Source organism: Ureibacillus sp. FSL E2-3493 (assembly GCF_038077515.1).
GTDB lineage: Bacteria > Bacillota > Bacilli > Bacillales_A > Planococcaceae > Ureibacillus > Ureibacillus halotolerans.
Window position 1 is genome coordinate 2,592,286 of record NZ_JBBOPK010000001.1, and the last position, 12,177, is coordinate 2,604,462.

Annotated in this window: 10 protein-coding genes and 1 pseudogene; 5 read left to right on the plus strand and 6 right to left on the minus strand. The window is 35.2% G+C overall.

Annotation, left to right across the window (positions count from 1 at the left end):
• Positions 1-14 precede the first annotated feature (14 nt).
• Positions 15-854, minus strand: a complete 840-nt coding sequence (gene cysT / locus MHH69_RS13420; protein ID WP_341362507.1) for a sulfate ABC transporter permease subunit CysT — start codon at positions 852-854, stop codon at positions 15-17.
• A gap of 125 nt (positions 855-979) precedes the next feature.
• Positions 980-2,011, minus strand: a complete 1,032-nt coding sequence (locus MHH69_RS13425; protein WP_341362508.1) for a sulfate ABC transporter substrate-binding protein — start codon at positions 2,009-2,011, stop codon at positions 980-982.
• A gap of 436 nt (positions 2,012-2,447) precedes the next feature.
• Here MHH69_RS13425 and MHH69_RS13430 point away from each other — a divergent pair, with 436 nt between their 5' ends.
• The 4 genes from MHH69_RS13430 (at position 2,448) to MHH69_RS13445 (ending at position 5,633) form a co-directional block, all read left to right on the plus strand.
• Positions 2,448-3,149 carry a phosphoadenylyl-sulfate reductase gene (locus MHH69_RS13430; RefSeq protein ID WP_122972163.1) on the plus strand — a complete coding sequence of 234 codons (702 nt, stop codon included), beginning with the start codon at positions 2,448-2,450 and terminating at the stop codon, positions 3,147-3,149.
• Positions 3,150-3,180: 31 nt separating this feature from the next.
• Entirely contained in the window at positions 3,181-4,320 is a 1,140-nt protein-coding gene (gene sat, locus MHH69_RS13435; RefSeq protein WP_341362509.1) for a sulfate adenylyltransferase, read from the plus strand.
• Between the two features lie 13 nt (positions 4,321-4,333).
• The gene (gene cysC / locus MHH69_RS13440) at positions 4,334-4,936 is read left to right on the plus strand and encodes an adenylyl-sulfate kinase (protein WP_341362510.1); all 603 of its coding nucleotides are present in this window, start codon (positions 4,334-4,336) and stop codon (positions 4,934-4,936) included.
• Positions 4,937-5,102: 166 nt separating this feature from the next.
• Positions 5,103-5,633 carry a hypothetical protein gene (locus MHH69_RS13445; RefSeq protein WP_341362511.1) on the plus strand — a complete coding sequence of 177 codons (531 nt, stop codon included), beginning with the start codon at positions 5,103-5,105 and terminating at the stop codon, positions 5,631-5,633.
• Between the two features lie 124 nt (positions 5,634-5,757).
• On the opposite strand, the gene MHH69_RS13450 is transcribed toward MHH69_RS13445, so the two are convergent.
• From MHH69_RS13450 to MHH69_RS13465, 4 genes are all read right to left on the minus strand, one after another.
• Positions 5,758-8,352 carry a polynucleotide kinase-phosphatase gene (locus MHH69_RS13450; protein WP_341362512.1) on the minus strand — a complete coding sequence of 865 codons (2,595 nt, stop codon included), beginning with the start codon at positions 8,350-8,352 and terminating at the stop codon, positions 5,758-5,760.
• A 3-nt stretch (positions 8,353-8,355) separates the two neighbouring features.
• A complete protein-coding gene (locus MHH69_RS13455; protein ID WP_122972158.1) occupies positions 8,356-9,708 on the minus strand; it encodes a 3' terminal RNA ribose 2'-O-methyltransferase Hen1 in 1,353 nt (450 codons plus the stop codon).
• Positions 9,709-9,979: 271 nt separating this feature from the next.
• Complete coding sequence (gene tnpA / locus MHH69_RS13460; protein WP_341362949.1) at positions 9,980-10,435, minus strand: IS200/IS605 family transposase; 456 nt, start codon at positions 10,433-10,435, stop codon at positions 9,980-9,982.
• Positions 10,436-10,682: 247 nt separating this feature from the next.
• The gene (locus MHH69_RS13465; RefSeq protein WP_122972157.1) at positions 10,683-11,501 is read right to left on the minus strand and encodes a glycerophosphodiester phosphodiesterase family protein; all 819 of its coding nucleotides are present in this window, start codon (positions 11,499-11,501) and stop codon (positions 10,683-10,685) included.
• A 278-nt stretch (positions 11,502-11,779) separates the two neighbouring features.
• Here MHH69_RS13465 and MHH69_RS13470 point away from each other — a divergent pair.
• Positions 11,780-11,932 (plus strand): annotated as a pseudogene (locus tag MHH69_RS13470) (DinB family protein); the annotation flags it as partial.
• Between the last annotated feature and the right edge of the window lie 245 nt (positions 11,933-12,177).

Sequence of the window (12,177 nt, forward strand, 5' to 3'; positions counted from 1 at the left end):
TTCTTCCTCCCTCCTTAATTGCGATTAAACTTCCGATTAGATAACCATTGAATGAAATTGATCAAAAACAGTAAGAAAAAGGATGTGACTAACATAACCGTTGCAATAGCGGTTGCCCCTACATAATCGTATTGTTCTAGTTTCGTCATAATAATGAGGGGGGTAATTTCAGTTTCCATCGGCATATTTCCAGCGATAAACACGACCGAACCAAATTCGCCAAGAGACCGAGCGAAGGCTAATGAAAAGCCTGTAATAATTGCTGGGAATAATTGTGGAAATATGACTTTTCGAAAGGTTTGAAACTGGGTAGCACCTAAACTCGCAGAAGCTTCTTCAATTTCTTTACTAATATTTTGTAATACCGGCTGTACAGTTCTGACGACAAAGGGTAAACCGATAAACGTTAGAGCTATGATAATCCCTAAAGGTGTAAAAGCAATTTTAAATGGAAAGAATTGCCCAATCCAACCATTGGGGGCATATAAGGTTGTTAATGCAATACCAGCTACTGCAGTCGGCAATGCAAAGGGCAAATCTACTAAACCATCTATGATTCTTTTACCAGGGAAATGGTACCGGACTAACACCCAAGCAATAACAGTGCCAAATGCAACATTAATCGCTCCAGCTATTAAAGCAGTTCCAAAACTAACTTTATAGGACGCTATTACCCTCGGATGTGTAATTGTTTCATAAAAGTCATTCCATGACATAGAGAGTGTATTGAAAAATATCATCGATAAGGGCAATATGACGATGATACTTAAATAGAGCATGGTATATCCTAATGTTAATGAAAATCCTGGTATAACCGTATTCTTCCTCGTCTTTCTTCTGAGCGTGATATCCATTTGTTTTCCCCTTCATCCAGTTGATATAGAGCTTGGGACACTACCCTAAATGTAACGGAGTCTATCAATTGACCCAATATTCAGTCAATAATTGATAGAAAATATCTCTCATCCATTTCTCTTTTTTATTGATAGATTTCGTCAAATGTACCACCATCGGCAAAGTGAGTTTTTTGAGCTTCTTGCCATCCTCCAAACTCATCAATCGTAATTAAATCTAAAGTTTGGAATTGCTCTTTATATTGTTCTAAAATTTTTTCATTCCGTGGACGGTAATAATTTTTCGCTGCAATTTCTTGCCCTTCTTCTGTATATAAATAATTTAAATAAGCTTCTGCTACTTCTCGAGTTCCTTTTTTATCAACTACTTTATCTACAATCGCAACTGGTGGTTCAGCTAAAATGCTTAAAGATGGTGTAACGATTTCAAACTCATCTTCCCCTAACTCATTTAACGAAAGATAAGCTTCGTTCTCCCAGGCAATGAGAACATCTCCAATTTCCCGTTCAACAAACGTTGTTGTAGCACCCCTTGCTCCGGAATCTAACACTTCCACATTCCGATATAAATCTTTCATAAATTGCTTAATTTTTGATTCATCTCCATTAAACTGTTTATCTGCAAATCCCCATGCAGCTAAAAAATTCCAACGTGCCCCACCACTCGTTTTCGGATTTGGCGTAATAACTGATATCCCTTCCTTTGTTAAGTCATCCCAGTCTTGAATATTTTTCGGGTTACCTTTTCGAACTAAAAATACAATCGTTGAAGTATAAGGTGATGAATTGTTCTCGAATTCTGTTTGCCAATCTTCATTTAATAATTGACGAGTTTGTGCTATTTCATCAATGTCATAAGCTAAGGCAAGTGTGACTACGTCCGCTTCTAATCCATCAATGACTGCACGCCCTTGCTTCCCAGAGCCGCCGTGGGATTGTTGGAAAGTAACCTTTTGACCCGTTTCTTCCTCCCAATAAGTCGCAAATTGTTTATTAAATTCTTCATAAAGCTCCCTAGTTGGATCATAAGATACGTTTAAAATTTCAACTGGCTCCTTTCCATCAGCCGAAGTATCACTGACATCTTCCTTTTCTCCACATCCGGCTAAAATAATCGAAGTCAAAACAACGTAAAATAAATACCATTTCTTTTTCATCCTTTTATCCTCTCCCCTAAAAAAATAAAAAGGTTGCCAAGCACTCCGTTAAAAAGGGAATGTAGCAACCTTCAGTGGTCTGATCGGTACATATTTTTTTGTGTTAGTCGTAAGATGAATAGGACCAAATCATCTTACGCAATACAATAATCCAACATTTCCTATAAGTCAACAAGGAATTTATAATTTTTGTAATTTTTTAAAAGGTTTCAATAAATCAAAATTTAAAATTGACTATTTCTAGTAATATAGTATACTTTAAAACAAAGTAAGGATTTTAAGTTGAGGAAAAATCATTCCAGATTTAAAATCATCATTCAACAATCAACTAAATAATCGTCATAAAATGCTAACTAGACAACTAGAGGCGTTTTAATGTAGCCAGTCATATGATGGTACATTAAAACGTTTTTATTTTATTTTGAGGGGGAAAATTATGCTTACTTATGATACTTGGGAAGACTCTTTAGTTCAGTTTGATGTAGATGACGAATATAAAGGTGCACTCAATGTTTTAAAATGGGCTTATCAACATTATGGCGATGAAGTTGTTTATGCTTGTAGCTTTGGCATAGAAGGAATCGTCTTAATCGATTTAATTGCGAAAGTAAAACCGGATGCAAAAATCGTATTTTTAGATACAGATGTTCACTTCAAAGAAACCTACGAAACAATTGAAAAAGTAAAAGAAAAATATCCTGAATTAAATATCGAAATGAAAAAACCCGCCCTTACTTTAGAAGAACAAGCAAAACAATTTGGCGACGAGTTATGGAAAACAAATCCAAATAAATGTTGTGAAATTCGAAAGCTTACACCTTTACGTGAAACGTTAACAGGGGCAAAAGCTTGGATTTCGGGTTTACGTAGAGATCAATCAGAAACTAGAAAAAATACCGAGTTCCTGAATCAAGATAAAAAGTTCCAATCAGTTAAAATCTGTCCTCTTATCCATTGGTCATGGAAAGATGTTTGGAGATATGTAAGTAAACATGACTTAACTTACAATCCTCTTCATGACCAAGGTTACCCAAGCATCGGATGTTTCCATTGTACAAAACCAGCATTCACAATGGATGACTTACGCTCTGGAAGATGGCAAGGTTTAAATAAAACAGAATGTGGATTACACGATTAATATCAACGAATCGATTAGGAGGCAATAAAACATGAGCATACAACCACACGGAGGAGTTTTAATTCAAGCTTACAATCCAAATGAACCTATTGAAGCAATCGAAAAAGAAATCCAGCTAGATGCAACCGCATTAAGCGATCTTGAACTAATCGGTATTGGTGCATACAGCCCTCTTGATGGCTTTTTAACGAAAGCGGATTATGAAAGTGTCGTAAAAAACATGCGTCTTACTTCTGGTCTTGTTTGGAGTATTCCGATTACTTTACCAATTGACGACGAAACGGTAGAAAATTTAAAAATTGGCGATAAAGCAAAATTAACTTATAAAGGTGACGTATACGGAACTATCGAAGTGAATGATATTTTCACACCAGATAAAACGCTAGAAGCCCAACTAGTATACGGTACTGATGACTTAAAACACCCTGGTGTGAAGAAAGTACTTGATCGACCAAATACGTATGTTGGTGGAAAAATAACTTTAGTTAAAAAAGCGGAGAAATTGTTCCCTACTTATACCTTTGAGCCGAAAGAAACACGGGCATTATTCGAGGAAAAAGGTTGGAAAACGATTGTTGGATTCCAAACAAGAAACCCCGTTCACCGCGCCCATGAATATATTCAAAAAGTAGCGTTAGAAATCGTGGACGGTCTTTTCTTAAATCCATTAGTAGGTGAAACAAAATCCGATGATATTCCAGCTAAAATTCGTATGGAAAGTTATGAAGTTTTATTAGACCAATATTATCCGAAAGAGCGAGTTCAGTTAGGAGTATTTCTTGCTGCCATGCGTTATGCAGGTCCACGGGAAGCAATTTTCCATGCCCTCGTTCGTAAAAACTATGGTTGCACTCACTTTATCGTAGGTCGTGACCATGCAGGAGTTGGAGATTATTACGGCACATATGATGCGCAAAAGATTTTTGAAAACTTCACACCGGAAGAAATCGGCATTACGCCATTAAAATTTGAACATAGTTTCTATTGCACGAGCTGTGAAGGGATGGCTACGACAAAAACATGCCCACACGATGCATCTTCTCGCATCATTTTATCTGGTACAAAGGTGCGTGAAATGTTAAGAAATGGAGAAGTTCCTCCAAGTACATTTAGTCGAAAAGAAGTCATCGAAGTATTAATCCGAGGACTACGCGAAGAAATCCATTCCTAAAACGAGGTGTAATATGAGTTCAAATATTGTATGGCATGAAGCATCGATCAATAAATCTGAAAGAAGAGAAAAAAATCATCATCATAGCTTTATCCTTTGGTTTACAGGCCTTTCCGCTTCAGGAAAGTCATCTATCGCCAATTCATTGGCAAGAAGATTATTTGAACAAGGGAATCAATCCTTTGTTTTAGATGGAGACAATATTCGTCACGGTCTAAATAAAGATTTAGGATTTGATGAAGATTCCCGAAAGGAAAATATTCGCCGCATTGGAGAAGTATCAAAACTTTTCGTAGAAAGCGGACAAATTGTATTAACAGCCTTTATCTCTCCTTATAAAGAAGACCGTAATGTTGTACGATCTTTAGTGGAAGAGGGCGAATTCATCGAAGTATATGTGAAATGTTCTGTAGAAGAATGTGAACGAAGAGATCCAAAGGGACTTTATGAAAAAGCCCGCAAAAATGAAATTAAAAACTTCACTGGCATTAGTGCTCCTTATGAAGCACCCGATAATCCAGAAATTGTAGTAAACAGTGAACAATATTCAATTGATGAATGTACTGAACAGTTAATCAACTTTTTAGTTGAGAAAGGATACATCGAGAAAGTTTAATATATAAAATCAATGAACTGCTTAATTAGCATTGTCTAATTAGGCAGTTTTTGTTATTTCAGGGGGAATTTACAGCAATAAAACCATATAATTTGTACTGACATTACATAGGAAATTTGGTATAGTTTATAAGTATTACAAAATTTATATTAGGAGTATTGTATTTATGAAAAAACTATTATTCGGTCTATTATTACTATTAACACTTGCCCTCGCTGCTTGTGGAAGTACTTCAGAAAATGTATCAGGAAAAGTGGATACTGATAAAGCTACTTCAACTGAACAAGAAGCAGGAGAAAAAGCGTCAGAAGAAGCTTCTAACGATGAAAATGAAATTAATCAATTAATCGTTGATAATGAAAATGTAAAAGCTACTCTTGTGAAAATCGTTAAGAAATCAGATGACATTTGGGGCAATACGATTGAAGTTGTATTCGACGTAGAAAATAAACGTTCTGATACGATTGAAGTTCAAGCTAATACGGTTTCTGCTGACGGTCGTATGGTAGATGAAACTCTTCTATCGATGAGTCAAGAAGTTGCTCCAGGAAAAGCAGCTACGGCTACATTAACAATTAATGAGTTTGAAGGATATGATTTCCCTGCTCTAGAGTCTGATTTTGAAATGACATTACATATATTCTCTTGGGATGATTACGATTATACTGAAGACCTTCCTGTTAAAGTAACATTTTAAGTAAAGAAATAAAGGTCGCTCACACTTCGTTTGTGTGAGTGGCTTTTTTATTATAAATTGAACCAATCAAACAGATAACAAAAGATCGAGTGCTAGACACCCGATCTCCCAATGGCTGTTCCTCTTATAATCTAGGATCGACTGGGTCCGATTCCATGGAAAGAGTTCCAAGAACACATTCATGTACTCGTTCAATCGATTCACCATTGACGAATCTTTGAATACCTTCTATTCCTAACGCAAACTCCCTTAAGGCAAGCTTTTGTTTCTTACCAACGTTTCGTTTCTTTAATCGGTTCAAGTTTTCTTGTTCCAAGTAATCCATTCCATAAATGATATGGAGATATTTTCTACCGCGCACTTTAATAGCGGGTTGTACTAGCTTCCCCTTTGATTTTGCAATAAACGGATCTGGCTTAATGACAATACCTTCGTGGCCATCCTTTGTTATCGTGTTCCACCAATTGATTACCTCTTTTTCACTTGCTTCATCTTCAATTACCATATATTCCGTTTCAATAAAAAGATTGTCCATCGAAGCGAATTCCTTGTTTTTCTCCATATGCCATGTATGCGGCTTATGGAAGAAGGTTTCATTACTATGGGCAAGTAGATGGAAAGGAGCAATTTGGATTTCATCGATTTCATTGATCTCCCAACAATATTTTTGGAAAACCTCTTTGAAGACATGGGCATTGGCCAGTTTATCCTTGTACTCTTCAAGCCATTTCACTAATGCCTCATTTTGCCCTACTGCCCTTTCGATTTTGCTTTTTAGTAAACGACGATCTAAAATTGCATTTTCCGACACATGGGCATATAAACTGCTAATCAATTCTTTTGCTTTCAAATTCCATGGCATTATTTCAGCATCTAATAAAACAAATTCCGTTCCATACTGATGAAAATAATCCTTTGAAGTTAAAGCTTTGTTTATTTTGGAAAGGATTTTGGCCTCTGTTTCTTCATCAAAAAACTTTCTACCGGTACGTGTATAAATTACACCAAGGGTTTCTCGACCAACATATTTGAAACCAGCATCTTTATCTTTAAATAAAAACAAAATCCCTCTACTTCCCATATGTTTCTTTTCAGCAACCATCCGTTCAATCCCCATACTTCGGTAGTAATCGATTGCTTCTTTTGGATGTTCTAAATAATCATCTAATGCTGAAGGCTTTGGTGTTGGACTCATTGTTGGTGGAATATAAATCATCTCTTCAATCGGTACTGTAAAATGAGACACTAAATCAATAGATGGAATTGCATACTCCTTTGGTATTTTAATTTCTCCAAAGGTTTCGGTTAAAACGGAATATCCATTTAAAAATTTAGCAATATTTGGAGGATTTAACCGTTTCTTTTTTAACTCCATTAAAGGATTTGATTTTCCTTCTGAATAGTCTTTTTCAGCTTGTACAGAAACAAACTCCCTTTCCGGATATCGATAGGCTGTTAATGCCCCACCAAAGACGACGCCTTGATCAATATTAACGGTATTGTTCATAATCAATGGTTTCGGTTTTGGGTCATGTCCCCATACGATCAAAGTCTTTGTTTTATGATGAATTGTCCAATCTTTTCGAATCGGTTTTCCAGTTTCATCTAGTCCCTCATTATCGCCATATCGACAAAAGTCACTTATATGGGCCGATTGTTTGCCAATAAATTCATCTTTAATCCCCGCATGGGCACATACCAATGTAGGTACTCCATTTTTCGTTAATACATAATGGGATGGGGCTGCCAAAAGGAATTGTTTTAGCTTATGTTTCAATTGCTCCACTTTTTCTATCCCATAGGCTTCTTCAAATTGAATGAACTCTTCCTCTACAAGATCATCGCCATAATTTAACGTCACTTTTCGACCGTCTAACCAGCGGGCAATTTTCCATCCGTGGTTACTATCAATCATATAGGCAAGACCCTTTTCAACATGTCGTAAGAAAAATTCCATCGTTTGTAATGACTTAGGGCCACGGCTCATAATATCGCCAAGGGATAAAAATTTTCTTCCCTCTGGATGTACATAATAATCTTCGTCATTTTTCATGTAACCTAATTTTTGAAGCACTTGTATCAATTCATTATAACAGCCATGAATATCCCCAATAATATCGATACCATTGCCAACATCTAAATGAACAGGGTTTGTATTTTCTCTAAAAATCTCCACTTGATCTGTATCGGAGAGAAAGTACGTTTTATCGTAACCTTCTTTTTTCATAAATCGTTTTTCCCTTTTAAACACTTGATGCTGCTGCTTAATTCTTCTACTTCCCCGTGGATTTTCCCGATTTTTATCCCTTTCAAGTAAAACAGTTTGATCCACATCTAATACAATGGATACAATTGGTACATGATGCTTATTGGCGATCGATATGTACTTTTTCCGATCATCTGAATATAAATGAGTCGCATCCACAAAGGTTAGTTTATTAAGCCGGCATCGTGTTTCAATCATCGTATCCATTAGCTTAAACGCTTCTGCTGATATTTTTTGATATGCATCAAATAATCCTTCTTCCTCATCATTCGGCCTTTGTGTCCAATCGATAAATTCAACATCACTTACTAATACTCGACATTCATCAGAGCTTACAATTTCGGAAGGAAGTATTTGACCATTATTCACTAATTGTTTTAGCAAAGTAGTTTTACCACTATTGGAAGGGCCTACAAGTAAAACAATGCCTGCATAAGGTAAACGAATATTCATTTTTTACAACTCCTTTCTCGTAAAAATACACATTTGAGTAGGATAACCGTACAGTTCATGTTCTTCACCGATACCATCAAATGTGACATTATATTCACTTGCTTCGCTTTGTGTTTCACACCAATCGGAAAATTCTTCCCTCGTCCACTCAAATCGGTGATCCGAATGACGGTGTGCCCCGTCCCCTAATTGATAGACTTCGTTATACTCCTTGTTAGGAGTTGTAATTAGTAATACCTTTGGCCGATAGTCATGTAAAATCGTTCTCATTATTTTCGGTAAGCGATATGCATCGATATGTTCAATTACTTCACACAAAATGATGATATCTTTATTTTTTAATCGCTCATCATAGTAAAAAAGAGAACCGATTATTTGTTTCGGCATAACGAAATTCTCTTTTTCCTGTACTTTTTCGAAGCGTTTTAGCGCTTTTATCGATTCGGATTCAGACGGTTCCACAGCTAAAATTTCCTTCACGCCATCTACGAAGCCTAACTTAACTGAGAGTTTCCCTTCCCCCGAACCGAGATCTACAATCGTATCTCGATTTTTGAATTCATTCACCTTTTGAATGATTTTTTCATACCGCAGATCATTTAATCTCACTTTCTGTTCTACTTCCGTATTTTGTTTCTCTTCACTTTGCCTTTCTACTAAGCTATACACTTCTTTAAATCGTAAAGCCTGCTTTAAAATGAATTGCCTTTGTGGATGGGTATCCAACCACCCTTCACCATAACGTTCAATCTTTTTGATTTCTTTTTCATCGATATAATAGTGTTTATAATTATCCAATACTGGGATGAGTACAAAAAGCTGACGAAGACCTTTTTGAAGTGTCGTCAAACCTTTTAATGTAATATATCTTGCTGTACTTTTCTTTTTAATATTTACACGATAATTGACCTCACCATATGTAATGGCTACTTCATACCCTAATGGTTGAAAAAGTTCTTCAATCTCTAGATTTGATAGATTCGAAGCTAAAGGCCCAAAACTAAACTCCAGTGGGAAAGAATGGTTTACCCAAGAAATATAATCTTCTTTCGGCTTCCCATTTAACGCTGTACCAAGAGCCGTCCTTAAAAAGGTACAAAAAATACTACTCACAACAAACTCCCGATCGTTAATGTAAGATGTAATATCATAGATTTCAGACTGATTGGATGATAGTCCGATTGGATCAGGTGTTACAAAAAAGGTGACCTCTACTTCCTCTTCCGCAAATTGACTATAAAACATTCGAATGAAATGACCATTTACACTTCTTTCATACAAATTATTTGGATTTTTTGCCAATAAATAAGAGATGACTTTTGCATCTTGTCCAGTCGCTCGTATCGTTAACTGCATCGTAATGAACACCTACTTTTTTAGTGAATTGTTCCAGTTTTATACAATATATCATACGTAAAAAAATATATCTTTTATTTTCAAATTTAATTGAAAACTTGATTTGGGATGGAGTGAGTGGGATAAAAAGTACTGCTGTAAATGGATTCAAATTTTGATATAAATAAATATCCGCCTGTAAAACAGGCGGTTTTAGTAACGCCCTATAAGGGCTCCTTACTAACTGCCCCTAAAGGGGCTTTTTTAATTGACCGTCAACCGTATTTGTTCTTTAATCTCGTTTAAATGGGTCTATATATTCTCTACTCGTCATTTGATCACGTAATCGATCTTCAGCTTCTTGTTCCCTAATGTATTTTGCTACCGCTTTTTCGTTAAGACCTACTGTAGTGACATAATATCCTTTTGCCCAAAACGTTCGATTTCCGTGTTTATATTTTAAATTTGCATGTCTATCGTGAATCATTAAAGAACTCTTTCCTTTTAAATAGCCTACGAATTGTGATACGGATAATTTTGGAGGAATTTTAACCAGCATATGTATATGATCTGGCATTGCATGTCCTTCTATGAGTTCTACGTCTTTCATTTCACATAGACGTCTTAAAATCGCTCCGATGTCTTTTCTTAATTCACCGTAGATTACTTTCCTTCTGTATTTTGGTATAAAAACTATGTGATACTTACAATTCCATCTTGTGTGTGATAAACTATTGTCGCTCGACATTGAGCAAAACTCCTCTCGATTTGAATTTGGTTTGACGGCCATTTTCATTATATCGAGAGGAGTTTTTAATTCCATCTCCATTACCACTCTAAAAGTATATTTTCACACGTGCAGAGCACGTGGTTTTAAAAGAATTAATAAAAAAACCTCCACCATTGTGGAGGTTATAATATAAAAGCATTCCTTAAGAGTGTTCTTTTATTTATTAAATGAATGAGCTATTCATATAAATTAAAAATTTCATTGATTACTCACTTTCTTCACGGCTTAAAATTTCCTCTGTATTTTCAAGATAATCGGTAAAAACAGTATCTACATCATATGATAATATTTTCTTCATATACTCTTTTTCGTTTTTACGATCAAACCATACGTCAACTTCTAACCCTGCTTTATGCATCCTTTCTACAAATTCTCGATCAACTTTAGGTGCATATGGGCCAACGCCAATAGCGTAATTTTTAATTTCCTTCTCGTCAACTTCCAACATTTTATCAGGATAAATTAATTGGATTAATGGTATCTCCTTGTCGATACGATGAATGGCTTTTAAGCTGTCAGGAGAAAAAGATTCGATTACTACTTGATCTTGCAATCCTTCTTCCTCAATTAATTTTACTAATTTTTCTTCCATTATTGGCTCGTTATTTACTAGTCTAGTTTCTATATAATAATTCGTCTTCTTACCAAAGGTTTCAAAAATCTCTTCAAGGGTTGGAATTGTTTCCTTTTTATAACGATTTTCAAACCACGAACCTGCATCTAGCTTTTTCAATTCATCTAAATTAAAATTCGAAACTTTTCCTTTCCCATTCGTTGTTCTTTCGATTGTATCGTCATGCATAGATACAAGATAACCATCTTTTGTCATTCGTAAATCAATTTCAATGAAATCTGCACCCAGTTCTATAGCTTTCTTATATGCTGTGATTGTATGTTCAGGTGCTATGTTATTAGCACCTCTATGTGCAATCAACTGAACAGTTCGTTCTTGGTTGTTCTTAACAACAAAAATAAAGCTTCCTACCGCTAAAATGAGAATTAGGTAAATAATATATTTTTTCATAGAATTAACTTATCACTAAGTTTCAAATAGTTCTATAGAAATTAATCATATTTTATTGGATTCATAGATATTTAATTGTCGTGGAAAAACTTCCAGTTCTCATGCAAAGTTGTATTCTACGTTTTATTTTGTGATTAAAGGTTGTAAAGTTGCACCATTTAAGATGTGCGGTAAAATTAAACTTTTTTGTAAAAAATCTAATTCTAATTTACACAAGCAAGAGTATACTTGAACTTATGATGCATAGAAAGCAAAACTAATTATTGAGGAGAATTTTTATGTTCCAAACCTTATCTGATTTTTTGAGATCTTTGGAATTCGAAGCGAGCTTTACACAGAACCTACTAAATAATCTAACTGATGAATCACTTAAACAAGAAATAACAGCACAAAATTGGACGTTAGGACACATTGCTTGGCATCCCTTATCTCTCTACCTTTCAGGAAGATAGAAATAAAAATGCATTAAGATTCTCTCTATCCGTAAATCCAGGAGCCTGCCTGTGCGTGGCTTAAAATCAATACGTTTATCGTCTGTACATAGCCGTTTTTCTGAACAACTTATACATTCTTCATCAACTCATTCTTTATAAATGATTAAATCATTTTAGAAAATTTCTGTACATGATAAAAGAGACAGAATTGTAAAGTTTAATAGGGACAGATGGTGGATTAA